Genomic DNA, 26,400 nt, shown 5'->3' on the forward strand with positions numbered 1-26,400 from the left:
ACCCCCGCTCACGGAGGCCCGGTTCACCTTCTGGTGACCCGGGCCTCCGGCATGTGCGCGGGCTCGAGAAACGGCCCGAGGAGCTCCGGTACGGCCTCGGCGGCGAAGACCAGACCCTGGCTCTCGCCCGCGTCGAGGATGTCGTACGCGCCCGCCCCCGCCGCCGTCGTGGCGGTCAGCGTCAGGACGCCGGCGCGCCGCTGGAAGTACGACTGCTTGACGGTCCAGCCGATGACCCCGGACCGCTGGAGGGCGACCGTGGCCCGCCGGACCGTTCCCGAACGGGTCACCAGATAGGCGCCGCTGACGCCGTGCCCGAGGCCCCGGTAGGCGTCCAGGGCGAACAGCACGGCGACCGGGACGAGGACGACCGCGCAGCCGGCCGCCACGTACAGCAGCACCGGGGTGATGAGGAGCCCGAGGAGGGCGAGGACCGCGACGGGCAGGAGAGCGCCCCACAGTGCCCAGCGCAGCCGCCGGGTGCGGGCCGCCCTCGGGTGGGCGGCGAGGGACGCCCCGGTGGGCGACTCCGGCTCGCGCAGGACCTGCGCGGCCACCCGGTCGGCGACGGCCCGCTCCACCGCGGGCAGCAGGTTCTTGAGGTCGCCGTGCCGGTCGCCGTCGTCCTGGGCGAGACCGGTGGCGACGGCGTCGAGGCGGGCGGCCCCGCACATCCGGACGCCGAGCGGCTGGACGAGTTCGATGCCGCGCAGCCTGCGCTCCGCCAGGGAGACCGAGCGGGCGGTGAGGAGACCGCGGGAGACCCGCAGGGTGCCGCCCGGCGCGCGCTCCAGGCGGTAGTTCCACCACATCTCGAGCCAGAGGCCGAGGGCGCCGACGGCGCCGACGAGCGTGGCGAGGAGGACCAGTGCCGTGATCGTCCAGGGGACGGAGACGTCCTGGAAGCGGTCCCCTATCCAGTCGATGACCTCGCCCTGGGCGCCGAACCACTCGCTGACCTGCATGACGGCGCCGGCCGCCGCGCCGCCGAGCGCGGGGGCGAGGAAGGAGACGGGGGCGTAGCGGATCCAGCGCGGGTCGAGGACGGCCAGGGCGTCGTCGTGGCCCTGGCCCTCGGGGACGGTGGCGGCGCGGCTGAGGAGTTCGTGGCGGAGTCGCTCGCCCTCGGCCCGGGCGACCAGGTCGAGTTCGAGGGTCGTCTCGCCGCCGGAGGTGTGCTCGCCGGTGCCGATGCGGACCTTGACGAGGCCGAAGACCCGCTGGAGGGGGTTGGCGGTGAGGTCGACGCTGCGGATCCGCTCGCGGGCGAGCGAGCGGCGCTGCGCGACGAGGAGTCCGGTGTGGAGTTCGACCCTCCCCCACCCTTCGGCCGGGGGTACCCCCGTCTCGCTCCTCCCCCAGCCTTCGGCCGGGGGTACCCCCGTCTCGCGTCGCTCGGGGCCGACGCGGTAGCGGGTGCGGCGGTAGCGGACCGTCTCGGCGGCGACGTCGGCGGCGAGGGCGAGGGTCACGCCGGCGGCGACCCAGGCGAAGGCCTGCCACAGCGGACGTGATCCGGCGAGGGCGAACCCGGTGGGCAGCGCGGCTCCGGCGAGCACGCCGGCGAAGAGGACGACCCGGACGAGGACGGTACGGGGGTGGAGCAGCAGCCATTCGGGCCCCGGGCCCTCCGGCGCCTCGCTCATGTGGCGTCCCCGGGGGTGGCCCGGGTGATGACGGTGAGCCGCTCGGCGAGCCCGGCGGCCAGCTCGTGGTCGAGGCCCTCGATCCGGATCGCGCCCTTGGAGGAGGCGGTGGTCACCGTGACGGTGGCGAGCCGGAAGTACCGCTCCAGCGGGCCGCGCGAGGTGTCCACGGTCTGGATCCGGGACATCGGCGCGATCCGCCACTCCTGCCAGAAGGCCCCCGTGCGGACGTAGACGGCGTCCTCGGTGACCTCCCAGCGGTGCACCCGGTACCACCAGACGGGGAGGAACGCGGTGCAGGCGATGCCCAGGGCCGCCATGCCCCCGGCCGCGACGAGCAGCCAGGTCCTGGCGGGCCCGACGAGGGCGCCGAGGACGGCGAGGACCACCACCGGTACGGCGGTGGTCAGCGCGAGCCCGCTCCGCCACCAGGTGACGGCCCGCTCGGCCACGGCGTTCCTGGGCGGCCGCAGCCGCACCGCGTTCTCCCCCGTCATGGCTCTAGCGTCCGCGCAGCGAGCGGTAGGCGGTCACGAGGGCGGCGGTCGAGCTGTCGAGCTGCTCGGTGCCCTCTCCGTCGTCAAGGACCGGTTCGATCCGCTTGGCGAGGACCTTGCCGAGTTCGACGCCCCACTGGTCGAAGGAGTCGATGTTCCAGACGGCGCCCTGGACGAAGACCTTGTGCTCGTAGAGCGCGACCAGCTGGCCGAGGACGGAAGGGGTGAGCTTCTCGGCGAGGATCGTGGTGGTGGGGTGGTTGCCCTGGAAGGTCTTGTGCGGGACGAGCTCCTCGGGGACGCCCTCGGCCCGTACCTCCTCGGGTGTCTTGCCGAAGGCGAGCGCCTGGGTCTGGGCGAAGAAGTTGGCCATGAGCAGGTCGTGCTGGGCGACGAGGCCGGGCAGGAGGTCGGCGACGGGCCGGGCGAAGCCGATGAAGTCGGCCGGGATGACCTTGGTGCCCTGGTGGATCAACTGGTAGTACGCGTGCTGTCCGTTGGTGCCCGGGGTGCCCCAGACCACGGGTCCGGTCTGCCAGTCGACCGGGTTGCCCTCGCGGTCCACCGACTTGCCGTTGGACTCCATGTCGAGCTGCTGGAGGTAGGCGGTGAACTTGGACAGGTAGTGGGAGTACGGCAGGACGGCGTGCGACTGGGCGTCGAAGAACGCGCCGTACCAGACGCCGAGGAGGCCGAGGAGCAGCGGCGCGTTCTCCTCGGCCGGGGCGGTGCGGAAGTGCTCGTCGACGAGGTGGAAGCCGTCGAGCATCTCGCGGAAGCGCTCCGGCCCGACGGCGATCATCAGGGACAGGCCGATGGCGGAGTCGTAGGAGTAGCGGCCGCCGACCCAGTCCCAGAACTCGAACATGTTCGTGGTGTCGATGCCGAACTCCTCGACCTTCTCGGCGTTGGTCGAGAGGGCCACGAAGTGCTTGGCGACGGCTTCCTGGCCGGCCCGGAGTCCGGTGAGGAGCCAGTCGCGGGCCGAGGTGGCGTTGGTGATCGTCTCGATGGTGGTGAAGGTCTTGGAGGCGACGATGAACAGGGTCTCGGCGGGGTCGAGGTCGCGGACGGCCTCGTGGAGGTCGGCGCCGTCCACGTTGGAGACGAAACGGAACGTCAGGTCCCGCTGGGTGTAGGAGCGCAGGACCTCGTAGGCCATGGCGGGGCCCAGGTCGGAGCCGCCGATGCCGATGTTGACGATGCTCTTGATCGGCTTGCCGGTGTGGCCGGTCCATCCGCCCGCGCGGACGGTGTCGGCGAAGACGGCCATCCGGTCGAGGACGGCGTGGACGCCGGGGACGACGTTCTCCCCGTCGACCTCGACGACGGCCTCGCGGGGGGCCCGCAGCGCGGTGTGGAGGACCGCCCGGTCCTCCGTGGTGTTGATCTTCTCGCCGCGGAACATGGCGTCGCGCAGTTCGGCCACGCCGGTGGCGGCGGCCAGTTCACGCAGCAGCGTCAGCGTCTCGTCGGTGACGAGGTGCTTGGAATAGTCCAGGTGGAGGTCGCCGACCCGCAGGGTGTAGCCGGCGCCCCGCTCGGGGTCGGCGGCGAACAGGTCACGCAGATGGGTCTCGCCCAGCTGTTCACGGTGCTTGCCGAGGGCCGCCCACTCGGGCAGCCGGTTGAGCCTGGTGCGGCCTTCGTTGTTCATCTCGGACATCGCCCACTTCTTCTCGTACTGCTTGTCTGCCCCGCTGCGTCTCCAACCTAATTGATCAGAGGGGCCGGTGAGGCGACGTCGAGCGGCGGTGACGAGAACGCGAACGGGCCTCGGTCGCGAATTGGATTCGCGGCCGAGGCCCGTTCGTCACATCGTCACACCACGTTCAGATCTCGCCGCGCAGTTTGGCGAGCGCCTCGGCGAGGATCGCCTCGCCGTCCGCGTCGCTGCGTCGCTCACGCACATAGGCGAGGTGGGTCTTGTACGGCTCCGTGCGCGGCGGGTCCGGCGGATTGTCCCGGTCCTGACCTGCCGGGAAGCCGCAGCGCGGGCAGTCCCAGGTCTCCGGGACCTGCGCGTCGCTGGCGAAGCTCGGCTGGGTCTCGTGCCCGTTCGAGCACCAGAAGGAGATGCGGGCGCGCGGCGCCGACTCGCCGCGCTCGGCCTCACCCATCGGCCCCGCTCCGACCCGGCTTCCCCGGATCGCGTTGCCACTTGCCACGGTCGTAACTCCCTGCGTGATGGTGCTCGAAGATGCCCCAGTCTACGTAAGGCCCAACGCGCGTCCAGTGATTGGAGTTACCCGTCCAACTTCATCAGCAGGCCAAGTACCACAATGCAGGCGAACCAGAGCAGACCCACCACGACGGTGATGCGGTCCAGGTTGCGCTCGGCGACCGAGGAGCCACCGACGGAGGACTGCATGCCGCCACCGAACATGTCGGAGAGACCGCCGCCCTTCCCCTTGTGCATCAGCACGAGCAGCATCAAGAGGCCGCTGAAGACGAGCAGGGCGATCGAGAACCCCATAACCACGGCTGGACCAACTTCCTCGGACTTATACGGACGGGGGCCGGGCACCTGCCCGACCCCCGCAAGGGTACGACGTAACTGCGCTACCGCATACTCACTGGTCGCGGAAGCGCGCGATCTTGACGAACTCCTCGGCGTCGAGCGCCGCGCCGCCCACGAGGGCGCCGTCGACGTCCGGCTGCGCCATGATCGCGGCGACGTTGCCGGCCTTGACCGAGCCGCCGTACTGGATGCGGACCTTGTCGGCCAGCTCCTGCGAGTACAGCTCCGCGAGGCGGCCGCGGATGGCCCCGCAGACCTCCTGGGCGTCCTCGGGGGTGGCGACCTCGCCGGTGCCGATGGCCCACACCGGCTCGTACGCGATCACGATGGACTCGGCCTGCTCGGCCGGGACGTCCTTCAGGCCGCCGTCGAGCTGGGCGAGGGTGTACTCGACCTGCTGGCCGGCCTTGCGGATGTCCAGGCCCTCGCCGACGCAGAGGATCGGGGTCACGCCGTGCTTGAAGGCGGCCTTCACCTTGGCGTTGCAGACCTCGTCGTCCTCGGCGTGGTACTGGCGGCGCTCGGAGTGGCCGACGGCCACGTAGGCGCACTTCAGCTTGGACAGCATCAGGCCCGAGATCTCGCCGGTGTAGGCACCGGAGTCGTGCGCCGAGATGTCCTGGGCGCCGTACTTGATCTTGAGCTTGTCACCGTCGATCAGGGTCTGTACCGACCGCAGGTCGGTGAAGGGGACCAGGACCGCGACCTCACAGGCGTCGTAGTCCTTCTCGGTCAGGGCGAAGGCGAGCTTCTGGACGTGGGCGATGGCCTCGAGGTGGTTGAGGTTCATCTTCCAGTTGCCCGCCATCAGCGGGGTGCGAGTGCTCATGTGGGGGTCAGTCCTCCAGTGCGGCGAGGCCGGGAAGCGTCTTGCCCTCGAGGTACTCGAGGGAGGCGCCGCCGCCGGTCGAAATGTGGCCGAATGCCTTCTCGTCGAAGCCCAGGATGCGGACGGCGGCGGCGGAGTCGCCACCACCGACCACCGTGAAGGCCGGAGAGTCGACGAGCGCCTGGGCGACGGCCCTGGTGCCCTCGGCGTAGTCGGGGTGCTCGAAGACGCCCATCGGACCGTTCCAGAAGACGGTGCCGGCGTCGGCGACCTTCGAGGCGTAGAGCTTACGGGTCTCCGGACCGATGTCCAGGCCCTCCTCGTCCGCCGGGATGGCGTCCGCGGCGACCGTGGTGGGGTGGGCCGGAGCCTTGGTCTTCAGGTCGGGGAACTCGGGGGAGACGAGGACGTCGACGGGGAGGACGAACTCCACGCCGCGCTCCTCGGCGCGCTTCAGGTAGTCCTGGACCGCGGGGACCTGGTCCTCCTGGAGCAGCGAGATGCCGACCTCGTGGCCCTGGGCCTTGAGGAAGGTGTACGCCATGCCGCCGCCGATGAGGATGCGGTCGGCCTTGTCCAGGAGGTGGTCGATCACACCGAGCTTGTCGGAGACCTTGGCGCCGCCGAGCGCGACCACGTAGGGCCGCTGGACGTCGTCCGTCAGCTTCCTCAGGACGCCGACCTCGGTGGCGATGAGGTAGCCGGCGGCGTGCGGCAGGCGCGCCGGGAGGTCGAAGACCGAGGCGTGCTTGCGGTGCACGGCGCCGAAGCCGTCACCGACGTACAGGTCGGCGAGGGCGGCCAGCCGGTCCGCGAAGGCGCCGCGCTCGGCGTCGTCCTTGGAGGTCTCGCCCGCGTTGAAGCGGAGGTTCTCGATGACGGCCACCCGGCCGTCGACGAGGCCGGCGACGGTGGCGGTGGCGGAGTCGCCGACCGTGTCCGTCGCGAAGGCCACCTCGGCGCCGAGGAGTTCACCGAGGCGAGCGGCGGCCGGGGCGAGCGAGAACGCCGGGTCCGGGGCGCCCTTGGGGCGGCCCAGGTGCGAGGCGACCACGACGCGGGCACCCGCGTCGGCGAGTGCCTTGACCGTGGGGACGACGGCGCGGATGCGGCCGTCGTCGGTGATGGTGGTGCCGTCGAGCGGCACGTTGAGGTCGGCGCGGACGAACACGCGCTTGCCTTCGACGCCCTCGTGGAGAAGCTCGTCGATCGTCTTCATCTGTTAACTGACTCCTTGGTACGCGGTGGAGCACACGAACAGGGCTCGCACAGCGCGGCGTTGCGCTGCCCGAGCCCTGCTCTCATCGAAAGCCCGCCCTGAAGCTTAGAGCTGGCCGCCGACGAAGACCGTGAGGTCGACGAGACGGTTGGAGTAGCCCCACTCGTTGTCGTACCAGCCGAGGATCTTGACCGTGCTGCCGTCCTGGACCATGGTCAGGGAGGCGTCGAAGGTGCAGGACGCCGGGTCGCTGACGATGTCGGAGGAGACGATCGGGTCCTCGGTGTAGACCAGGACGCCCTTGAGGTCGCCGTCCTCGGAGGCCTTCTTGAACGCGGCGTTGACCTCGTCCTTGGTGACCTCGCGGTCGAGGGTGACGACCAGGTCGGTGGCGGAACCGGTCGGGACCGGGACGCGCATGGCGATGCCGTCCAGCTTGCCCTTGAGCTGCGGGAGGACCAGGGCGGTGGCCTTGGCGGCGCCCGTCGTGGTCGGGATGATGTTCTCCGCGGCGGCGCGGGCGCGGCGCAGGTCCTTGTGCGGGAAGTCCAGGATGCGCTGGTCGTTGGTGTAGGCGTGGACCGTGGTCATCAGGCCCTTGACGATGCCGAAGTTCTCGTCGAGAACCTTCGCCATCGGCGCGACGCAGTTGGTGGTGCAGGACGCGTTCGAGATGACGTGGTGCTGCGCCGGCTCGTACTTGTCCTGGTTGACGCCCATGACGATGGTGATGTCCTCACCGGAGGCCGGAGCCGAGATGAGGACCTTCTTGGCGCCACCGGCGATGTGCTTCTCGGCGTCGGCCTTCTTGGTGAAGATGCCGGTCGACTCGATGACGATGTCGACGCCCAGCTCACCCCAGGGGATGTCGGCCGGGTTGCGCTCGGAGAGCACCTTGATGGTGTGGCCGTCGACCGTGATGGTGTCGGCGGTATGGGTGACCTCGGCCTTGAGGCGGCCCAGAATGGTGTCGTACTTGAGCAGGTGGGCCGTGGTGGCGGTGTCACCCAGGTCGTTGACAGCCACGATCTCGATGTCCGCACCCTGCTCAAGGAGCGCGCGGAAGTAGTTCCGGCCGATGCGGCCAAAGCCGTTGATGCCTACGCGGATCGTCACGAACCGATCTCCTCGTTAGGTACGCCGGAGTGCTCGACGCCGGCGAGATTTTTGTTTTTTGGGATGTCCCCGACCGCTTACGACCCTACCCCCACAGGCGCCCGGGAGTGACATCGGCCGCATCCGCACATGCCCGGAAAGTGAGGGAAAACGGCTGACGGCCCGTACCTACCAGCGGGTACGGGCCGTCATGGGACCTTTGTCCCCACTACTCTCCGTCAGCGGCGGAGCGTCCCGAGGGCGCGGCCGACGAGTCGCGCCCGTTCGGACGCGCCGGTCACGTGCTCCAGGCCGTAGCCGAGGAGGACGGTGTCACGCGTGGTGACCGCGGCCTGGGAGTGGAAGAGCGCCGCGGAGCGCGTCCAGTCGGCGCCGTTGCCGGGGCTGCCGGCCGGGGCGCCGGGGACGGTCCACGCCCCGAAGGCGGTCTCGAAGCCCTCCGCCTCGGTGGTGGCGCCGACGACGAGGCGGGTGTCGTCGACGAAGGCACCCGTCTCGCCGGTGCCCGGGTCGGAGACGTAGGAGATGGACAGTTCGACCTGCTTGCCCGCCCAGGCGCTCAGGTCGACGGAGGCCTGCCGCCAGCCGTTGGAGGGGCCGGTGAAGGCGTTCCAGGAGCCGGTGGTGCCGGTGGCCGAGCAGCCGTCCTCGCCGACGGTGAGGTAGTGGGCGAGGAAGGGGTGGCCCCGGACGTAGTAGCCCTCGCCGCAGTCGGCGGGGGGCTCGGTGGACGTGCCGCCCCTGGTGTCCGGCAGGGTGGTCCAGTCGTCCTGGCCGACGGTGTGGGCCTCGACGACGAGGTTGTCGTAGCCGGGCTCGGTGTCGAAGCTGACCTGGAAGTCCAGGCGCGGCGCGGCTCCGGCGGCGACGCCGGTGAGGTCGACGGTCCTGCTGAGCCGGGCCCAGGTGTCGTCGGCGTGCTTGACGGCCGCGAAGGTCGCGCCCTCCGCGGGCTCGAAGGGGGTGCGGACGCCCGGGTAGTCACCGGCGGAGGCGCTGCTCGCGAACTGCGGGAACTCCTTCGGCTTCAGCGTGTCGGAGGTGACGGTGTACGCGCCCGCGTTGTCGAGGGGGTTGTCGGCGGCGGCGCCGAGCGTCGCGCCGACGCCCGCGAAGGCACCGGTGCCGGCGAAGGCGGGCGGGTTCCCCAGGCCGGCGCGGTGGTAGGCGCCGAGGTAGTACTGGGCGAAGTCGTTGGTCTCGGCCAGGCCGACCCGGGTGAGTCCGCCGGACTTCTCACCGGCGTTGATCAGCTTGCCGCCCTCGTTGAGGTAGGCGCGGACGGCGAGCTGGGTGGACCCGGAGGGCCGCTCGGCACCGGTGTACCAGACGACGGTACGGAAGTGGGAGAGGACGCCGAGGGCGTCCGGGGTGCCCTGGGTGGCGACGTCCCAGACGGCGGCCTTGCGACCGTTGTCGGCGAGCGCCTTCACATAGGCGGCGGTGTGCCGGGCGGCGGCGGTGCCGCCCTCGTCGGCGAGGACGAGCACGTCACCGCGGGGGCGCTCGGCCACCTCGTACGTGAAGGGGGCGGAGGTGGTCATCCGGCCCTCGCGGGTGCGGGCGGTGAACCAGACCTCGACGGAGTCGCCGGGCTCGGCGTCCTCGATCTCGGCGCGGTACTCGTCGAAGTAGAGGTTGTCCTCGCCGCCGAAGGTCTCGCCGCCCTTCCAGGCGTCGAGTCCTTCGCTGTGGGTGCGGCCGCCGTTGATCCGGTACTTCAGGGTCTTGCCGCGCAGGGACTTGCGGGCGGTGACGGAGACCTCCTGCTCCTCGCCGCGGGCGTAGGAGGTGGTGAAGGTCTTGGGGGTGAAGTCGGGGGCGTCGACGCCGACGGGAGAGACGGGCCGGTCCGGGTGGGCGGCGGTCTCGGCGACGGCGAGGGCGAAGGGGATGTTCTTGGCGAACTCGGCCTGGATCAGCTTCTCGTCGTCGGGGAAGGTGAAGACGGAGGCGCAGTCGGCCGGGTTCCAGGCGTCGTTCGGGTCGACCCGGGAGGCGGTGGCGCAGGTCGACATCTCCGGGGTGAACATCTGCGTCCCGTTGACGTTGGCGGCGTGTCCGTCCGCCTCGCCGTTGGTGATGTACAGCTCGGAGGAGACCTGCGGCCGGTAGCCGGGCACGGCGGGCTTCTGCGGGGTGCCGGCGAGGGCCTTGAGGGCCACGTCGTCGGGGGTGTCGGTGGCGACCTGCCAGCCGACCCCGTAGAGGATCAGCTGGGCGGCCGAGTGGTAGTTGATGCCGTACGCGAAGCCGATCCGCTTCTGGAAGGCGTCGATGGCCTTGGTCTCGGGCTCCGACATGGGGCCCTTGCCGCGGAAGGTCTCGTCGGCCGGGTCGGGCGACGAACCCTCGTTGTCGTAGCCCCACTTGTAGGCGAAGTTGCGGTTGAGGTCGACGCCGTCGCCCGGGGCGATCCTGCCGTCGCCGTCGTTGTCGCGGAGGTTCTTGCGCCACTGCCGGTTGGCGGGGTCGGCGTGCGTGTGGTCGTAGCCGTCCGGGTTGGCGGAGAGCACGAACCACAGCTCGGTGGAGTCGACGATCCGGGTGATCCGCTCGTCCTTGCCGTACCCGTCGAGGTAGTGGTGGAGCAGTCGCCGGGTCATCTCCGGCGTGATCCACTCGCGCGCGTGCTGGTTGGACATGTACAGCGTCGCGGGCTTCGAGCCGTCCTTGACGCGCTTGGCGCCCTTGCTGACCTTGAGGGCGAGGATGTCCTGCCCCCTGAGGGTCTTGCCGAGGGAGACGACCTTGGTGATCCCGGGGTTGGCCCGGGCGGTGTCGAGGATCTCCTGCTTGAGGCCGTTCGGCCCCCCGTACGGGCGGAAGACGCCGTCCCCCGCGGCGGCCACCCGCTTCTCGGCCTGGGCGGAGAGGTGGTGCTCCGCGAGCTCGACGCCCTGGCCGCGCAGCTGCCCGGCCTGTCGGCCGGTGAGGAACAGCTCGACCGTCGCGGAGCCCTTGTCGGGCACCTGCTCGGTCATCTCGTGGGCGTCGGCGCCGGCCTCCAGGAGCAGCGGGACCTGCTCCTTGGTGACCTCGGCCCGCCATACGGAGAGGGCGTCCCCGCCGTCCCGGTCGTTCTGCTGCGCTCCGGCGACGGGTGCCGCCGCCACTCCCGCGATCAGCAGTGAAGCCGCGGCGAGGATCGATCTCGCTCTGCGTCTCATGAGCCCCCCTTGTTGTCGTCTGCCACGAAGGTGAACAGACGCCAGGCTCATGGGCGCCCATGGGCCTGTCAAGGGTGCCTCGCGGGCGTACGCGAAAGCTGCCGGCGCCTCAGAAAGGCACCGGCAGCCCGGAGTTCACGCTTGCGTACGGATCAGCCGACGAGGCTGTCGTCGAGCTCCTCGCTCAGGTTGGACTCGGTCCCGGGGATCCCCAGGTCCTGCGCCCGCTTGTCGGCCATCGCGAGCAGCCGGCGGATCCGGCCGGCCACCGCGTCCTTGGTCAGCGGCGGGTCGGCGAGCGCGCCCAGCTCCTCCAGGGAGGCCTGCTTGTGCTCCATGCGGAGCCGGCCGGCCGCCGCGAGGTGCTCGGGCACCTCCTCGCCGAGGATCTCCAGGGCGCGCTGCACCCGGGCCCCGGCGGCGACCGCGGCGCGGGCCGAGCGGCGCAGGTTGGCGTCGTCGAAGTTGGCCAGGCGGTTGGCGGTGGCGCGGACCTCGCGCCGCATCCGCCGCTCCTCCCAGGCGAGCACCGACTCGTGCGCGCCGAGGCGGGTGAGGAGGGCGCCGATCGCGTCGCCGTCGCGGACGACGACCCGGTCCACACCCCGTACCTCGCGGGCCTTCGCCGCGATGGAGAGCCGGCGCGCCGCGCCGACCAGGGCGAGCGCGGCCTCCGGACCCGGGCAGGTCACCTCGAGGGAGGAGGAGCGGCCGGGCTCGGTCAGCGATCCGTGCGCGAGGAAGGCGCCCCGCCAGGCCGCCTCCGCGTCACAGGTCGCCCCGGAGACCACCTGCGGGGGAAGACCCCGGATGGGGCGGCCCCGTCCGTCCACGAGACCCGTCTGCCGGGCCAGCTGGTCGCCTCCGGCCACCACCCGCACCACGAACCGCGAGCCGCGGCGCAGACCGCCGGGGGCCATCACGATGAGCTCCGAGCTGTGCCCGAAGATCTCCAGGATGTCCCGCTTGAGGCGGCGGGCCGCCATCGCGGTGTCGAGCTCCGCCTCGATCACGATGCGGCCGCTCACCAGGTGCAGCCCGCCCGCGAACCGCAGGATCGACGAGACCTCTGCCTTCCTGCAGCAGGTCCGGGTGACGGGAAGCCGGGAGATCTCGTCCTTCACCGCTGCCGTCATCGCCATGGGCCGATCCTTCCATGCATCCGAAAAATACGGTCGTACGCGGCGGCCAACAGCTCCGGGTCATGCTTCGCGGAGCCGTCGGACCCGGCCACCGGCGCCAGCTCGACCGCGGCACCGAGCCGCTTGGCGGCATCGGAGAGGGACTCGCGATCGGGCACGGCGGCCTCGTCGGCCAGCACCACGTCCAGGGCGAGTTTAGGGGCGTGTCGTCCCAAAACCTCCAAATGACGCTGCGGTGAGAAGCCCTCGGTTTCTCCGGGTTGCGGCGCGAGGTTCAGCGAGAGCACCTTCCGGGCCTTCGTCTCGACCAGGGCGTCGAGCAGCTCGGGCACCAGGAGGTGCGGGATCACCGAGGAGAACCAGGAGCCGGGTCCGAGGACCACCCAGTCCGCGTCCAGGACCGCCGCGACCGCCTCCGGCACCGCGGGCGGGTCGTTCGGCACGAGGTGGACGGACTGCACCTCGCCGGGGGTGAGCGCCACGGTCGCCTGACCGCGCACGGTGTCCACGTCGTCCGGCCGCTCCGGGTCGTGGCCCTTGACCAGCGCCTGGAGCTCCAGGGGCACGGCGGACATCGGCAGCACCCGGCCGTGGGCGCCGAGCAGCCGGCCCACCAGGTCGAGGGCCTGCACGGGGTCACCGAGCTGCTCCCAGAGGGCGACGATCAGCAGGTTGCCCACGGCGTGGCCGTGCATCTCGCCCTTGGACTGGAAGCGGTGCTGGATCACCCGGGCCCAGGTCTGGCCCCAGTCGTCGTCGCCGCAGAGCGCGGCGAGCGCCTTGCGGAGGTCTCCCGGGGGGAGCACGCCCAGCTCCTCCCGGAGCCGGCCGCTGGAGCCGCCGTCGTCGGCGACGGTGACGACGGCGGTGAGATCGCCGGTGATCCGGCGGAGCGCGGCGAGGGAGGCCGAGAGGCCCATGCCCCCGCCCAGGGCGACCACCTTGGGCTGGGTCCCCCGTCTGCGGAGCGTGCGCCGCGCCACGAGGGTGGAGGCACGCCGGCGGTACGGCTTCACTCGCGCCCCATGTCCCGGTGCACGACGACGGTCTCGACCCCTTCGGCGGCGATGCGGGCGGCGAGCCGCTCGGCGGTGGCGACGGAACGGTGCTTGCCGCCGGTGCAGCCCACGGCGACGGTCACGTACCGCTTGCCCTCGCGCCGGTAGCCCGCGGCGATCAGCTGGAGCAGCTCGGTGTAGCGGTCGAGGAACTCCTTGGCGCCGGGCTGGTTGTAGACGTAGTTCGACACCTCCTCGTTGAGGCCGGTGAAGGGGCGCAGCTCGGGGACCCAGTGCGGGTTCGGCAGGAAGCGCATGTCGACGACGAGGTCGGCGTCGACCGGCAGGCCGTACTTGAACCCGAAGGACATCACGGTGGCCCGCAGCTCGGGCTCCTCGTCCCCGGCGAACTGGGCGTCCATCTTGGCGCGCAGTTCGTGGACGTTGAGGCTGGAGGTGTCGATGACCAGGTCGGCGTCGCCGCGCAGTTCGCGCAGCAGGTCACGCTCCGCGGCGATGCCGTCGGTGATCCGGCCGTCGCCCTGGAGCGGGTGCGGCCTGCGGACCGACTCGAAGCGCCGGACCAGGGCGTCGTCGGACGACTCCAGGAAGACGATCCGGCGGGTGACCTGCTTGGCGTCGAGGTCGGCGAGGGACTCCCTGAGGTTGTCGAAGAACTGCCGGCCGCGGACGTCGACGACGACGGCGATCCTGGCGACGTTGCCCTGGGAGCGGGCGCCGAGCTCCACCATGGTGGGGATCAGCGCGGGCGGCAGATTGTCCACGACGAACCAGCCGAGGTCCTCCAGACACTTCGCCGCGGTGGACCGGCCGGCTCCGGACATGCCGGAGATGATCACCAGTTCGGGGATGGCCGCCTCGGCGCCGTTGTCGCCGGGGGTCTCCTTCGTGCCCGTACTCACGTGTCCTGCTCCGTCTTCTCGGTCGTGCTCGTCTTGCTCTTCGTTCCGGTCCTGCTCGTGCGCGGTCATGCCGTGCCGCCCCCGTCGTCTTCCATGATCTCTCCTGTCGCCGTGTTCACGGCGGGTGCGGCCGGAGCCGCCTGGGCGAGGGCCACGACGACCGCCTCCGCGGTCTTTCGGCCCATGCCGGGTACCTCGCAGATCTGCTCGATTGTCGCCTGTCGCAGCCGTTTCACCGAGCCGAAATGCTTGATCAACGCGCGTTTCCGGGTGTCGCCGAGGCCCGGGACCACATCGAGAGGGCTGGTCCGGATACGTTTCGTCCGCTTGGACCGCTGGTAGCGGATGGCGAAGTCGTGAGCCGTGTCACGCACCCGCTGGAGCAGGTACAGGCCCTCGCTGGAGCGGGGCAGCACCACCGGGTCGTCGTCGCCGGGCAGCCACACCTCCTCCAGGCGCTTGGCGAGCCCGCAGACCGCGATGTCGTCGATGCCGAGCTCGTCGAGGGCGCGCCGGGCCGCGGCGACCTGGGGCTGGCCGCCGTCGACCACGACGAGCTGCGGCGGGTACGCGAAGCGCTTGGGCCCGCCGCTCTCCTCCGGGCCGTCGACGATCCCCTCGGGATCCTGTCCCCCGCCGTCGGCGGACAGATCCCATTCCCCGGTCTTCTCCTTCTCGGCCAGATAACGGCGGAACCGGCGGCCGATCACCTCGTGCATGGACCGGACGTCGTCCTGGCCCTCGAAGCCCTTGATCTGGAAGCGGCGGTACTCGCTCTTCCGGGGCAGCCCGTCCTCGAACACCACCATCGAGGCGACCACGTCCTCGCCCTGGAGGTGGGAGATGTCGAAGCACTCGATCCGCAGCGGCGCCGAGTCCAGGTCCAGGGCCTCGGCGATCTCCTCCAGGGCCCGGGAGCGGGTGGTCAGATCACTGGCCCGCTTCGTCTTGTGCAGCACGAGCGCCTGCTGGGCGTTGCGCGCGACGGTCTCCATCAGGTCCTTCTTGTCGCCGCGCTGCGGGACGCGCAGCGAGACGTTGGACCCGCGGCGGCCGGAGAGCCAGGCGGTGACGGCCTCCGCGTCGTCCGGGAGCGCGGGGACCAGGACCTCCTTGGGGACCGCGTCGCCGCTCTCCTCGCCGTACAGCTGCTGGATGGCGTGCTCGACGAGTCCGGCGGTGTCGACGGCCTCGACCTTGTCGGTGACCCAGCCGCGCTGGCCGCGGACGCGTCCCCCGCGCACGTGGAAGATCTGCACGGCGGCCTCCAGCTCGTCCTCGGCGAGGGCGATCAGGTCGGCGTCGGTGGCGTCGGCGAGCACGACCGCGCTCTTCTCCATGGCCCGGCGCAGGGCCCCTATGTCGTCGCGGAGCCGCCCGGCCTTCTCGTACTCCATGTCCTCGGCCGCCAGCATCATCTGCTTCTCGAGGCGGCGGATGTACGTACCGGTACGGCCGGCCATGAAGTCGCTGAACTCCTCGGCGAGTTCGCGGTGCTCCCGGGGGGTGACCCGGCCGACGCAGGGCGCCGAGCACTTGCCGATGTAGCCGAGGAGGCAGGGGCGGCCGGCCGAGGTCGCGTTCCGGAACACCCCGGCGGAGCACGTCCGCACCGGGAAGACCCGCAGCATCAGGTCGACGGTCTCGCGGATCGCCCACGCGTGCGCGTACGGCCCGAAGTAGCGCACGCCCTTCTTCTTGTGGCCGCGCATGACCTGGACGCGCGGGAACTCCTCGTTCATCGTCACCGCGAGGTACGGGTAGCTCTTGTCGTCCCGGTACTTCACGTTGAACCGGGGGTCGTACTCCTTGATCCAGGAGTACTCCAGCTGGAGCGCCTCGACCTCGGTCGAGACGACGGTCCACTCCACGGATGCGGCGGTGGTCACCATGGTGGCCGTGCGCGGGTGCAGGCTCGTGAGCGGCTGGAAGTAGTTGGCGAGCCGCTGGCGCAGGGACTTCGCCTTTCCCACGTAGATCACCCGGCGGTGCTCGTCGCGGAACTTGTAGACCCCCGGGGAGTCGGGGATCTGACCCGGCTTGGGGCGGTAGCTGGAGGGGTCTGCCATGGTCTCCACCCTACTGGCGGGCACCGACACTCCGGCCGGGCCCGCTCGTTGGCGGAACCCCGTGCGTGGGAGCTCTGGGGGCCCGGGGGGCCAGGGCACCGCCTGGGTCTGGGGCGCGGTCTCGGGGCCCGGGCCCCGCCTGGGTCTGGGGCGCGGTCTCGGGGCCCGGGCCCCGTCTAGGTCTGGGGTGCGGTCTCGGGGCCCGCGACCAGCTTGCCGTTCTCGACGCGGATCGGGACCTCGGGGAGCGGCACGGTGGCCGGGCCCTTGAGGGCCTTGCCGGTCGTGACGTCGAACCGGCTGCCGTGGCAGGGGCAGTTGCCCTCGTTGTCCTCGATCTTGTCGAGGACGCAGCCGGCGTGGGTGCACTGGGCGCTGAACGCCCTGTACCGGCCCTCGGCCGGGCAGCTCACCAGGAGCCGCTGCTCGCGGTAGAGCCTGGCGCCGCCGACGGGGACCTCGTCCGGGGCGCCGAGGGCGACCGGGGCGGTCGGGGTCGGGACCTCGGCGTGGCCGAGCTTGGACTCGGTGGAGCAGGCGGCGACCCCCAGCCCGGCGGCACCGGCGAGGGCGGCGCCTTTCAGGACGGTGCGGCGGCTGGACTGGCCGGACATGGACGCTCCACGGTGGATCGGGGCAAGGCGTGACCGAACCGACGATACCGGCGGGTCCGCGGACGCGGTCGTCCGGGCCCTGGCCGTGGTCGGGGGTGCGGCAGGGCTCGTGGGCCCGGGTCGTCGCCTTCTCGGCGGCGTGGGCGGGCGTGCGGCAGGGCCCCCTGGGCGAGGGCCCTGCCTCTGACGTCAGGCCTTGCGGGCCCGGGTCGTCGCCTTCTTGGCGGCGGCCTTCGTCGCGGTCGCCTTGGCGGCCGTCTTCTTCGCCGGCGCGGCGGCCCTGGCGGTGGTGGCCTTCTTGGCGGGGGCCTTCTTCGCCGCCGCCTTCTTCGCCCCGCGGGCGGCGGGGACGGTCCTTCCGGCGTCGCTGACCCGGTCCGCGCCGAGGATCTCGCGGAGGAACTTGCCGGTGTGGCTGGTGGACACCGAGGCGACCTCCTCGGGGGTGCCCTCGGCGACGACCAGACCGCCGCCGTTGCCGCCCTCGGGGCCCATGTCGATGAGCCAGTCCGCGGTCTTGATGACATCGAGGTTGTGCTCGATGACGATCACCGAGTTGCCCTTGTCGACCAGTCCGGACAGCACCTTGATCAGCTTCGCGATGTCCTCGAAGTGCAGACCGGTGGTCGGCTCGTCCAGGACGTAGACCGTGCGGCCCGTCGAGCGCTTCTGGAGCTCGGAGGCGAGCTTCACGCGCTGTGCCTCACCGCCGGAGAGCGTCGGCGCGGACTGTCCGAGCCGGACGTACCCGAGGCCGACCTCGTTGAGCGTGCGCAGATGGCGCGAGATGGTCGGGACGGCCTCGAAGAAGTCGAGGGCCTCCTCGATCGGCATGTTCAGGACTTCGGCGATGGACTTGCCCTTGTAGTGGACCTCCAGGGTCTCCCGGTTGTACCGGTCGCCGTGGCAGACCTCGCACGGGACGTAGACGTCCGGGAGGAAGTTCATCTCGATCTTGATCGTGCCGTCGCCGGAGCAGTTCTCGCAGCGGCCGCCCTTGACGTTGAAGGAGAACCGGCCGGGGAGGTAGCCCCGGACCTTGGCCTCCATCGTCTCGGCGAAGAGCTTGCGGACGTGGTCGAAGACGCCGGTGTACGTCGCCGGGTTCGACCGCGGGGTGCGGCCGATCGGGGACTGGTCGACGTGCACGACCTTGTCGACGAGGTCGTCGCCGTCCACGCGCGTGTGCCGTCCGGGCACCGACTTGGCGCCGTTCAGCTCGCGCGCCAGGTGGGTGTAGAGGATGTCGTTGACCAGGGTCGACTTGCCGGAGCCGGAGACGCCGGTGACGGCGGTGAGGACACCGAGCGGGAAGGAGACGTCGATGTCCCGCAGGTTGTTCTCGCGGGCCCCGTGCACGGTGAGCCGGCGCCCGGGGTCCACCGGGCGGCGGATCTCCGGGGTGGGGATCGCACGACGCCCTGACAGGTACTGCCCGGTCATCGACTCCTCGTTGGCGAGGAGCTCCTTCAAGGTGCCGGAGTGGACGACCTTGCCGCCGTGCTCACCGGCGCCGGGGCCGATGTCGACGACCCAGTCCGCGACCTTGATGGTGTCCTCGTCGTGCTCGACGACGATGAGCGTGTTGCCCATGTCCCGGAGCCGGACGAGGGTCTCGATGAGCCGGTGGTTGTCGCGCTGGTGGAGGCCGATGGACGGCTCGTCGAGCACGTACAGCACGCCGACCAGACCCGAGCCGATCTGGGTGGCGAGCCGGATGCGCTGGGCCTCGCCGCCGGAGAGGGTGCCCGCGGCCCGGTTGAGCGAGAGGTAGTCGAGGCCGACGTCGACGAGGAAGCGCAGCCGCTCGTTGACCTCCTTGAGGACCCGCTCGGCGATCTTCTTGTCGCGCGCGCTGAGCGTCAGCCGGCCGAGGAACTCGGCGCAGTCGCTGATCGACATCCCGGAGACCTCGGCGATGGACTTCTCCATCACCGTGACCGCGAGGACGATCGGCTTGAGGCGGGTGCCCTCGCAGGTGGGGCAGGGCACCTCGCGCATGTAGCCCTCGAAGCGCTCCCGGCTGGAGTCGCTCTCGGCCTCGGTGTGACGCCGCTTGACGAAGGAGACGGCGCCCTCGAAGGCCGGGGTGGTGTACGCCCGCTCCCGCCCGTACCGGTTGCGGTAGCGGACCTCGACCTGGGTCTTGTGGCCGTGCATCAGGGCCTTCTTGGCACGCTGCGGCAGCCCCGCGTACGGGATGTCCGTGCGGAAGCCGAGCGCCTGGGCGAGACCGCCGATGAGCCGGCCGAAGTACTCCTTGGTGTGTCCGTGCGACCAGGGGTGGATGGCGCCCTCGTCGAGGGACTTGTCCTCGTCGGGGACGATCAGCTCGGGGTCGACCTCCATGCGGGTGCCGATGCCGGTGCAGTCGGGGCAGGCGCCGAAGGGCGAGTTGAAGGAGAAGGAACGCGGCTCCAGCTCCTCGAAGGACAGGTCGTCGTACGGGCAGTAGAGGTGCTCCGAGTACATCCGCTCGCGCTCGGGGTCGTCCTCCGCGAGGTCGACGAAGTCGAGCACGACCATGCCGCCGGAGAGTCCGAGCGCGGTCTCGACCGAGTCGGTGAGGCGGCGCTTGGCGCCGTCCTTCACCGTCAGGCGGTCGACGACCACCTCGATCGTGTGCTTCTCCTGCTTCTTCAGCGTCGGCGGTTCGCTCAGCTGCACGGTCACGCCGTCGACCCGGGCGCGGCTGTAGCCCTTGGTCTGGAGGTCGGCGAAGAGGTCGACGAACTCGCCCTTCCGCTCCCGCACGAGCGGGGAGAGCACCTGGAAGCGGCTGCCCTCGGGCAGCTCCAGGACCCGGTCCACGATGGCCTGCGGCGACTGGCGGGAGATGGGCCGGCGGCACTCGGGACAGTGCGGCTTGCCGATGCGGGCGAAGAGCAGCCGGAGGTAGTCGTAGACCTCCGTGATGGTGCCGACCGTCGAGCGCGGGTTGCGCGAGGTCGACTTCTGGTCGATGGAGACGGCGGGCGACAGACCTTCGATGAAGTCGACGTCCGGCTTGTCCATCTGACCGAGGAACTGCCGGGCGTAGGAGGAGAGCGACTCGACGTAGCGGCGCTGCCCCTCGGCGAAGATCGTGTCGAACGCGAGGGAGGACTTGCCCGATCCCGAGAGCCCGGTGAAGACGATCAGGGAGTCACGCGGGAGGTCGAGCGAGACGTTCTTGAGGTTGTGCTCACGAGCGCCACGGACGATGAGACGGTCGGCCACGCCGGTCCGCACCTTTCTTCAGAGAGCGGATGTGCCTGAAACACCCAACAACCAAGGATGCCGGATGCTTCCTCCGAGCGTATAGCACGCACATTCGATTTCCGGCCTCGTGGAGACCGCTTCACCCGAACGGGTGGCGAGACCCCGGTCGGCACTAGGGTCGGCGCCATGATCGATCACGAACGCGACCTTGCTCACCTCCGCGCAGCGACCGAAAGACTGCTGGACGCGGCCGCCTCCCTGGACAACGCGGCGACGGCCGCGCCGTCACGCCTGCCCGGCTGGACCCGGGGACATGTGCTCGCCCACGTCGCCCGTAACGCCGACGCCCTGGTGAACGTCCTCCAGGGCCGTCCCATGTATCCCGACGCCGCGACCAGGGACGCCGACATCGAGCGCGACTCCGGCCGGCCACCGGCCGTGCACCTCGCCGACCTGCGCGAGACCGCCGCCCGCTTCGACGTCGTGGGCGCCGAGCCCGCCGACTGGAGCCGGACGGTCGAGCTCCGCAACGGCGTCACCGACAGCGCCTCCCGGATCCCGTTCCGCCGCTGGGTGGAGGTGGACCTGCACCACGTCGACCTGGGCGTCGGCTACGAGCTCGAAGACCTGCCCGAGGAGTTCATCACCCGCGAGATCGCGTTCCTCGCCGACCGCTTCACCGGCCTGGAGAGCGTGCCCGCGACGGTCCTCAGGTCCGACGACGGCGGGACGTGGACGACCGGCGGCCCGACCGGCGGCGTCACCGTCACGGGCCCGGCCCCCGACCTCCTCGGCTGGCTCGCCGGCCGCCGCGACGGCTCCGCGCTCACGACGGAGGGCGGCCCGCTGCCGACGCTCCCGGCGCTCTGAACACCCCTAAGCTGAACGCATGACGTACAGCGGAGTGGTGAAGGTCGGCGGACCGGCGGACGTGCACGAGCTGACGGACCTGATGATCTCGAAGGTCGCGGTCGGCCCGATGGACAACAACGCGTATCTGCTGCGCTGCCGGGCCACCGGCGAGCAGCTCCTCATCGACGCGGCCAATGACGCCGACACGCTGCTCACGCTGATCGGTGACGACGGTGTCAGAGCCGTCGTCACCACCCACCGGCACGGCGACCACTGGCAGGCACTCGCCGAGGTGGTCGCCGCGACCGGCGCCGTGACCTACGCGGGGGCGTACGACGTGGAGGGCATCCCGGTCGCGACCGACGTGCCCCTCGAGGACGGCGACACGATCCGGGTGGGACGGGTGGAACTGACCGCGCGCCGCCTGGTCGGCCACACCCCGGGCTCGATCGCCCTCGTCTACGACGACCCGCACGGCCACCCGCACGTCTTCACCGGCGACTGCCTGTTCCCCGGCGGCGTGGGCAACACCAGGAAGGACCCGGAGGCCTTCGCGAGCCTCCTCCACGACGTGGAGACCAAGCTGTTCGCGGCGCTCCCCGACGAGTCCTGGATCTACCCGGGCCACGGCAAGGACACCACGCTCGGTGACGAGCGCCCGTCCCTGGCGGCATGGCGCGAGCGCGGCTGGTGACCGTCGGCGGTACCGAGAGCGCGCGGCCTGGCAGCGGCGCGCTCCCGCACGCCCCCGTAACCGGGAGGCCGGCCGGGTAGTTGGCGCCACATGCGCCTCAGTCACTCTCCGTCGCCTCCCGTACCCCCGGCCACCCCCGCCGCCCCGTCGATGGGGCGGGTCGCCGCGGCCTCGCTCGTCGGCACCGCCATCGAGTTCTACGACTTCTTCGTGTACGGGACCGCCGCCGCCCTCGTCCTGGGTCCGCTCTTCTTCCCGACCTTCTCCCCGCTCGCCGGGACCCTCGCCGCCTTCGGCACCTTCGCCGTCGGCTTCGTGGCCCGTCCGCTCGGCTCGATCCTCTTCGGCCATGTCGGCGACCGGTACGGCCGGCGTCCGGTCCTCATGGTCTCGCTGCTCCTGACCGGCTGCGCCACGGTCGCGGTCGGCTGTGTCCCCACGTACGCCACGCTCGGTATCGCCGCCCCCGTGCTGCTGCTCGTCCTGCGCTTCCTCCAGGGCCTGGGGCTCGGCGGCGAGTGGGGCGGGGCGGTGCTGCTCACCGCGGAGCACGCCCCGGCGCACCGGCGGGCGCTCTGGTCGAGCTTCCCCCAGATCGGCCCGGCGATCGGCTTCCTCCTGGCGAACGGGGTGATGCTGGCGCTGTCCGCGGGCCTCAGCGACGCGGAGTTCCGGTCCTGGGGCTGGCGGGTGCCGTTCTGGGCCGCGGGTCTGCTGGCGGCGGCCGGGCTGCTGCTGCGCTCCTCCCTGGCGGAGACCCCGCAGTTCGAGGAGCTGGCCGCGGCCGGGAAGCGCTCCGGCGCCCCGTTGGCCGAGGTCGCCCGCGACCACTGGCGGCTCGTCCTGCTGACGGCCGGCGCCCTCGCGGTCGGATACGCCACCTTCTACACGGTCTCCACCTGGGCCCTGGCCTACGGCACCGAGCACCTCGGGGTGAGCAGCACGGTGATGCTGACCTGCGTGATGGCGGCGGTGGCGATCAAGGGGGCGGCGACCCCCTTCGTGGCGCTCCTGGCCGACCGCTGGGGCCGTCGGCCGCTCTGTCTCGCGGGGTGCGCGGCCTCCGCGCTCTGGATGTTCCCGTTGGTGGCGCTGTTGCACACGGGACGGCCGTTCCTGATGTTCCTCGGTTTCCTGGGCGCGCTGCTGGCCTTCATCACCATGTTCGCGGTGGTCGCCGCGTACCTCCCGGAGCTGTACGAGCCCCGCGTCCGCTGCACCGGCGCGGCCGTCGGCTACAACCTCGCCGGGGTACTCGGCGGCGCGCTCACCCCGCTCGTCGCCACCGCCCTCTCCGACGGCGGTTCAGGACCGCCCTGGAGCGTGGCCGCGTATCTGACCGTGGTGGCGCTCGTCAGCCTGGGTTGCTTCGCTCTCCTCCCGGAGACGCTGCCGGCGCGGGCCGTCCCGGAACCGGTGGCCGATCTGGATCCCGTGTAGACCCGTGCGGCCCGTGCGGGGCCGGGGACACGGCGACGGCCGGCCGGAGGGCTTCCTCCGGCCGGCCGTCGCCGTGTGTGCCGCGTCAGGCGCCGATGCTGTCCTTCTCGGCCCCGTCGGCGTCCGCCGCGCTCTCGGCGGCTTCCCGCTCCGCCTGCTTCTTGGAGGCGATGAGGCTGGTGATCGTGGTGATGACCAGGACACCGCAGATGACCGCGAGCGAGAACGGGATGGAGATCTCCGGGACGTGCACCCCGGACTCGTGCAGGGCGTGCAGCACGAGCTTGACGCCGATGAAGCCGAGGATCACCGACAGGCCGTAGCTGAGGTGGACCAGCTTCTTGAGCAGGCCGCCGATCAGGAAGTACAGCTGCCGCAGACCCATGAGGGCGAAGGCGTTGGCGGTGAAGACGATGTACGGGTCCTGGGTGAGGCCGAAGATCGCCGGGATGGAGTCGAGGGCGAACAGGATGTCCGTGGTGCCGATGGCGAGCATGACGACCATCAGCGGGGTCATGATCCGCTTGCCGTTGTTCCGGATGAACAGCTTGGTGCCGTGGTACCGGTCGGCCACGCCGAACTTCTTCTCGACGGTCTTGAGGAGACGGTTCTCCTCGAACTCGTCCTCCTCGTCGTCGGAGCGCGCCTCCTGGATGAGCTTCCAGGCGGTGTAGATCAGGAACGCGCCGAAGATGTAGAAGACCCAGGAGAAGCTGGCGATGATCGCCGCGCCCGCGGCGATGAAGATCGCACGGAGCACCAGGGCGATCAGCACGCCCACGAGCAGCACGCGCTGCTGGAGGTGCGAGGGGACCGAGAACTTCGCCATGATCAGGACGAAGACGAAGAGGTTGTCGACGCTGAGCGACTTCTCGGTGATGTAGCCCGCGAAGAACTCGCCGGACGCCTGGCTGTTGCCCCAGATCAGCAGGCCGATTCCGAAGAGGGCGGCCAGGACGATCCAGACGATCGTCCAGATTCCGGCTTCCTTGACCGACACGTCATGGGGCTTGCGCCCGATGAAGAAGTCGGCTCCGATCAGGGCACCCAGACCGAGAATGGTCAGGACCCACATGGTCATTGAAACGTCCACTGCGCCTCCGGCGTCGTACGGCTACTGATCAGCGTCGTCGCTGCCGGAGGTCTCTTCCACCCGAGCGACGGACGATCGCCGCCGGGCCGACGCCCCGGGATCGGATCACCGTGGATCCGTCCGTACTGACGGGTACGCCGCGCTTGGGGAGTACTCCCCTCCGCACCAAGAAGACTACCCGAATACCCAAGAGAAGGTAAAGGGCAGGGTAAAGAGGACCCAAAAGAGCAGGTCAGAGCCGCTTTCCGTGGCGAGCATCGGCCACCTGCGCGAGCACCTGACGCAGCACCCCGCTGCCCGGCGGAACGAGCGGCGGCTCGTACGACCAGGCGTGGCCGACCCAGGGATCGGCGAGGTGGTCGTCCGGAACGGGGGTGAGCCGCAACAGCGAACGCCACAGCGGGTCGAGCAGGGGCCCGTACGCCGCCGCGTCCTCCCGGTCCGCGACCATCAGCAGATGGACGCCGACCGACGGTCCCTCGTCGGCGAGATACCGCAGCCGGGTGACCGCCCGGTCGTCGAAACCGTGCGGGAAGTCGTGCACGAGCAGAAGCTGCCGCGCCGCGTCCAGACCGGGCGGCAGGGCGTCGGCCGCCCCGGCCCGCACCGCCATCTGCAGCAGGTCGACCCGCTCGGTGAGCTGCTCCAGGACCGCGGAGACGCCGGCCGCGCCCCGGGCCGGCGGGGCCGCGAGGACCCCCGACTCGACCAGCGGCGCGAGCGAGACGGCGCCCGCGCCCCCCGGGTCGACGACATGGAGGGCGAACGCCCCTGCCGGGTGCGCCGCGAGCAGCCGGGCCGCGTGCGCGACCGCGCTGTCCAGGGCGAACCGCCGCAGCTCGGTCTCGTCGAGGAGACCGGCCGCCTCCGAGTGCCCCCGGCCGCTGTCCACCCAGAGTCCGCGCTCCAGGGGGAGCCGGACGAGCATGGGGATCCGCAGATCCGTCCGCTCGGGGAGGTGGAGGTCGCCGAGCCGGACGGCCATCGGCTCCTCGGCCGGGACGTGGTAGGCCTGCCAGACCGGGCTGTCCCAGCGGGCGTACGCGGCGGGCAACGCCGGTTCGACGACCTCGGACTCCGCCACGAGCTGCGCGAGGTCCCGGTCCAGGACCGCCTGGGCCCGCTCCACCAGCTCGTCGTGCCGGGCGCGGGCGGCCGCGCGGGCCGCGTCGTTGGCGCGGTCGGCGCGAGCGCGGTAGTCGGAAAGCGTCTGGTCCAGCTCCCGGTCGAGCCGGGACTCCGCGAAGTCGCAGGCGCTGCGGTAGGCGGCGGCCGTACGGGCCAGGTCCTCGAACATGCCCCACACCTGGTTGTACAGCCGCTCGTCCATGGACCAGCCCGACGCGTCCCCGGCGACCGGCACGGGCGGGGCCTGCCGGGGCCCGGTCGTGGGGGCGGTCCGGCGGCGGGGGTGGGCGTAGTCGATGGGACCGCCGGTGTGGGTGCCCGTCGGGTGCGTGGGTCTGGGCGCGGCCGGGTCGGTGACGGATGCGGTCGCGTCGGTGCCCGTCGTGGGTACGGTCGGGCCGACGCCCGTCGTCGGTGCGGCGGTGTGTGTCGCGGGCGTGGGCGCGGCCGTGTGGGTCGCCGGTGCGGTCGCGCCCGTGTTCGTCGTGGGTGCGGTCGCGCCCGGGTCCGGCACCGTGGCGGGCGGTGTCACCGGGGTGGTCGGGGCCGGGTTCGTGGCCGGCACCGGCGCCGTGTGGCGTACGCGCTCCGCCTCGGGGGCGCGGTGCGGGGGAGCCGGAGCCGGCGCGACCGTCTCCAGGATCGCCGCCGCCAGATCGGCGGCCCGTTCCAGGCCCTGGTCGCCGAGGAGGGCGGCCAGACCGCCCTCGTACCCCTGGCCCATGGCACGGACCTTCCAGGCGCCCTGCCGCCGGTACAGCTCCAGGGCGACGACGGCGGACTCGCTGTCGAGGCCGGTGATCGTGTAGCTGGCGATCTCGGCGCCGTCTGCGCCGGCGACGGCGACGAAGGGCGCGGCGACCGCTCCGAACCGAGCGGCTCCCTCGGTGCGCGCCGCCGGCAGTGCCAGGAGCACCGAGACGCGGTGGACGGCGCCGGGGACCGCCTCCAGGTCGACGGTCAGCCGGTGGTCGGCGGCGGCCTCGCGGGGGACGTCGACGCCGGGGAGGGAGGGCGAGCCGGGGTGGGCGATCCACTCCCTGCCCGGGACCCTGCCCCGCTCGTCGCCGAGGGTTGCTCCGGCGAGGACGGGGTGACCGGCCGACACCCGGATCTCAAGGCGGGTGTCGGGCAGAGGGTGGTTCTGCCCCCGGACCAGCTCGGCCGTCATCGACTCTGTCCCCTCAGCGTTACCGGGCTCGGTGTGGAGCGATCGTGTGGTTCATGCGGGACAGCTCCCGGTGGCCT

Annotated in this window: 20 protein-coding genes; 3 read left to right on the forward strand and 17 right to left on the reverse strand. The window is 71.4% G+C overall.

Features of this window, described 5'->3' with window-relative positions; genetic code table 11:
• Positions 1-23 precede the first annotated feature (23 nt).
• The 15 genes from ABZ567_RS00635 to uvrA all read right to left on the reverse strand — a co-directional run bounded on the left by ABZ567_RS00635 (position 24) and on the right by uvrA (position 19,963).
• Positions 24-1,646, reverse strand: a complete 1,623-nt coding sequence (locus tag ABZ567_RS00635; protein WP_360782770.1) for a PH domain-containing protein — start codon at positions 1,644-1,646, stop codon at positions 24-26.
• On the reverse strand, positions 1,643-2,143 hold the full coding sequence (locus ABZ567_RS00640; RefSeq protein WP_360782773.1) for a PH domain-containing protein: 501 nt from the start codon (positions 2,141-2,143) through the stop codon (positions 1,643-1,645). The genes ABZ567_RS00635 and ABZ567_RS00640 overlap by 4 nt, the downstream gene beginning before the upstream one ends.
• A 4-nt stretch (positions 2,144-2,147) precedes the next feature.
• A complete protein-coding gene (gene pgi, locus ABZ567_RS00645) occupies positions 2,148-3,800 on the reverse strand; it encodes a glucose-6-phosphate isomerase (RefSeq protein ID WP_360784967.1) in 1,653 nt (550 codons plus the stop codon).
• 175 nt (positions 3,801-3,975) lie between these two features.
• Positions 3,976-4,311: an RNA polymerase-binding protein RbpA gene (locus ABZ567_RS00650; protein ID WP_360782776.1), complete on the reverse strand. Its 336-nt coding sequence runs from the start codon at positions 4,309-4,311 to the stop codon at positions 3,976-3,978.
• A gap of 77 nt (positions 4,312-4,388) precedes the next feature.
• The gene (gene secG / locus ABZ567_RS00655) at positions 4,389-4,619 is read right to left on the reverse strand and encodes a preprotein translocase subunit SecG (RefSeq protein WP_024758014.1); all 231 of its coding nucleotides are present in this window, start codon (positions 4,617-4,619) and stop codon (positions 4,389-4,391) included.
• A gap of 97 nt (positions 4,620-4,716) precedes the next feature.
• Positions 4,717-5,493, reverse strand: coding sequence for a triose-phosphate isomerase (tpiA, locus tag ABZ567_RS00660; RefSeq protein ID WP_360782778.1), 777 nt, complete (start codon positions 5,491-5,493; stop codon positions 4,717-4,719).
• Between the two features lie 7 nt (positions 5,494-5,500).
• Positions 5,501-6,712, reverse strand: coding sequence for a phosphoglycerate kinase (locus tag ABZ567_RS00665; RefSeq protein ID WP_360782781.1), 1,212 nt, complete (start codon positions 6,710-6,712; stop codon positions 5,501-5,503).
• A gap of 105 nt (positions 6,713-6,817) precedes the next feature.
• Entirely contained in the window at positions 6,818-7,828 is a 1,011-nt protein-coding gene (gap, locus tag ABZ567_RS00670) for a type I glyceraldehyde-3-phosphate dehydrogenase (RefSeq protein ID WP_360782784.1), read from the reverse strand.
• A 218-nt stretch (positions 7,829-8,046) separates the two neighbouring features.
• Positions 8,047-10,998: a M14 family zinc carboxypeptidase gene (locus tag ABZ567_RS00675; RefSeq protein ID WP_360782787.1), complete on the reverse strand. Its 2,952-nt coding sequence runs from the start codon at positions 10,996-10,998 to the stop codon at positions 8,047-8,049.
• A 152-nt stretch (positions 10,999-11,150) separates the two neighbouring features.
• A complete protein-coding gene (whiA, locus tag ABZ567_RS00680; RefSeq protein ID WP_148004599.1) occupies positions 11,151-12,140 on the reverse strand; it encodes a DNA-binding protein WhiA in 990 nt (329 codons plus the stop codon).
• Positions 12,131-13,156, reverse strand: coding sequence for a uridine diphosphate-N-acetylglucosamine-binding protein YvcK (yvcK, locus tag ABZ567_RS00685; protein ID WP_360782791.1), 1,026 nt, complete (start codon positions 13,154-13,156; stop codon positions 12,131-12,133). Before yvcK ends, whiA begins: the two co-directional genes overlap by 10 nt.
• Positions 13,153-14,130 (reverse strand): RNase adapter RapZ, encoded by a 978-nt coding sequence (gene rapZ, locus ABZ567_RS00690; RefSeq protein ID WP_360782794.1) that lies wholly within the window; start codon positions 14,128-14,130, stop codon positions 13,153-13,155. Before rapZ ends, yvcK begins: the two co-directional genes overlap by 4 nt.
• Positions 14,127-16,130 carry an excinuclease ABC subunit UvrC gene (gene uvrC / locus ABZ567_RS00695; RefSeq protein WP_360782797.1) on the reverse strand — a complete coding sequence of 668 codons (2,004 nt, stop codon included), beginning with the start codon at positions 16,128-16,130 and terminating at the stop codon, positions 14,127-14,129. The genes rapZ and uvrC overlap by 4 nt, the downstream gene beginning before the upstream one ends.
• A 176-nt stretch (positions 16,131-16,306) precedes the next feature.
• The gene (locus tag ABZ567_RS00700; protein ID WP_360782800.1) at positions 16,307-16,744 is read right to left on the reverse strand and encodes a Rieske (2Fe-2S) protein; all 438 of its coding nucleotides are present in this window, start codon (positions 16,742-16,744) and stop codon (positions 16,307-16,309) included.
• Positions 16,745-16,933: 189 nt separating this feature from the next.
• Positions 16,934-19,963 carry an excinuclease ABC subunit UvrA gene (gene uvrA / locus ABZ567_RS00705; protein WP_360782803.1) on the reverse strand — a complete coding sequence of 1,010 codons (3,030 nt, stop codon included), beginning with the start codon at positions 19,961-19,963 and terminating at the stop codon, positions 16,934-16,936.
• Positions 19,964-20,131: 168 nt separating this feature from the next.
• On the opposite strand from uvrA, the gene ABZ567_RS00710 reads away from it, so the two are divergent.
• The 3 genes from ABZ567_RS00710 (at position 20,132) to ABZ567_RS00720 (ending at position 22,931) form a co-directional block, all read left to right on the forward strand.
• Positions 20,132-20,815, forward strand: coding sequence for a maleylpyruvate isomerase family mycothiol-dependent enzyme (locus ABZ567_RS00710; protein ID WP_360782805.1), 684 nt, complete (start codon positions 20,132-20,134; stop codon positions 20,813-20,815).
• Between the two features lie 19 nt (positions 20,816-20,834).
• Positions 20,835-21,491 (forward strand): MBL fold metallo-hydrolase, encoded by a 657-nt coding sequence (locus ABZ567_RS00715; protein ID WP_360782808.1) that lies wholly within the window; start codon positions 20,835-20,837, stop codon positions 21,489-21,491.
• A 150-nt stretch (positions 21,492-21,641) separates the two neighbouring features.
• Positions 21,642-22,931, forward strand: a complete 1,290-nt coding sequence (locus ABZ567_RS00720) for an MFS transporter (RefSeq protein WP_360784969.1) — start codon at positions 21,642-21,644, stop codon at positions 22,929-22,931.
• An 85-nt stretch (positions 22,932-23,016) separates the two neighbouring features.
• Here the strand turns inward: ABZ567_RS00720 and ABZ567_RS00725 are convergent, their stop codons facing one another.
• On the reverse strand, positions 23,017-24,006 hold the full coding sequence (locus ABZ567_RS00725) for a TerC family protein (protein ID WP_360784971.1): 990 nt from the start codon (positions 24,004-24,006) through the stop codon (positions 23,017-23,019).
• A 250-nt stretch (positions 24,007-24,256) separates the two neighbouring features.
• Positions 24,257-26,323, reverse strand: a complete 2,067-nt coding sequence (locus ABZ567_RS00730; protein WP_360782810.1) for a TerD family protein — start codon at positions 26,321-26,323, stop codon at positions 24,257-24,259.
• Between the last annotated feature and the right edge of the window lie 77 nt (positions 26,324-26,400).

The organism is Streptomyces sp. NPDC016459 (assembly GCF_040632845.1).
GTDB lineage: Bacteria > Actinomycetota > Actinomycetes > Streptomycetales > Streptomycetaceae > Streptomyces.

What these genes read in the sequence shown, in the direction of transcription:
- ABZ567_RS00635 (WP_360782770.1), bottom strand. Translation starts at nt 1,646, where the DNA reads ATGAGCGAGGCGCCGGAGGGCCCGGGGCCCGAATGGCTGCTGCTCCAC.
- ABZ567_RS00640 (WP_360782773.1), bottom strand. Translation starts at nt 2,143, where the DNA reads ATGACGGGGGAGAACGCGGTGCGGCTGCGGCCGCCCAGGAACGCCGTG.
- pgi (WP_360784967.1), bottom strand. Translation starts at nt 3,800, where the DNA reads ATGAACAACGAAGGCCGCACCAGGCTCAACCGGCTGCCCGAGTGGGCG.
- secG (WP_024758014.1), bottom strand. Translation starts at nt 4,619, where the DNA reads ATGGGGTTCTCGATCGCCCTGCTCGTCTTCAGCGGCCTCTTGATGCTG.
- tpiA (WP_360782778.1), bottom strand. Translation starts at nt 5,493, where the DNA reads ATGAGCACTCGCACCCCGCTGATGGCGGGCAACTGGAAGATGAACCTC.
- ABZ567_RS00665 (WP_360782781.1), bottom strand. Translation starts at nt 6,712, where the DNA reads ATGAAGACGATCGACGAGCTTCTCCACGAGGGCGTCGAAGGCAAGCGC.
- ABZ567_RS00675 (WP_360782787.1), bottom strand. Translation starts at nt 10,998, where the DNA reads ATGAGACGCAGAGCGAGATCGATCCTCGCCGCGGCTTCACTGCTGATC.
- whiA (WP_148004599.1), bottom strand. Translation starts at nt 12,140, where the DNA reads ATGGCGATGACGGCAGCGGTGAAGGACGAGATCTCCCGGCTTCCCGTC.
- rapZ (WP_360782794.1), bottom strand. Translation starts at nt 14,130, where the DNA reads ATGACCGCGCACGAGCAGGACCGGAACGAAGAGCAAGACGAGCACGAC.
- uvrC (WP_360782797.1), bottom strand. Translation starts at nt 16,130, where the DNA reads ATGGCAGACCCCTCCAGCTACCGCCCCAAGCCGGGTCAGATCCCCGAC.
- ABZ567_RS00700 (WP_360782800.1), bottom strand. Translation starts at nt 16,744, where the DNA reads ATGTCCGGCCAGTCCAGCCGCCGCACCGTCCTGAAAGGCGCCGCCCTC.
- ABZ567_RS00710 (WP_360782805.1), top strand. Translation starts at nt 20,132, where the DNA reads ATGATCGATCACGAACGCGACCTTGCTCACCTCCGCGCAGCGACCGAA.
- ABZ567_RS00715 (WP_360782808.1), top strand. Translation starts at nt 20,835, where the DNA reads ATGACGTACAGCGGAGTGGTGAAGGTCGGCGGACCGGCGGACGTGCAC.
- ABZ567_RS00720 (WP_360784969.1), top strand. Translation starts at nt 21,642, where the DNA reads ATGGGGCGGGTCGCCGCGGCCTCGCTCGTCGGCACCGCCATCGAGTTC.
- ABZ567_RS00725 (WP_360784971.1), bottom strand. Translation starts at nt 24,006, where the DNA reads ATGTGGGTCCTGACCATTCTCGGTCTGGGTGCCCTGATCGGAGCCGAC.
- ABZ567_RS00730 (WP_360782810.1), bottom strand. Translation starts at nt 26,323, where the DNA reads ATGACGGCCGAGCTGGTCCGGGGGCAGAACCACCCTCTGCCCGACACC.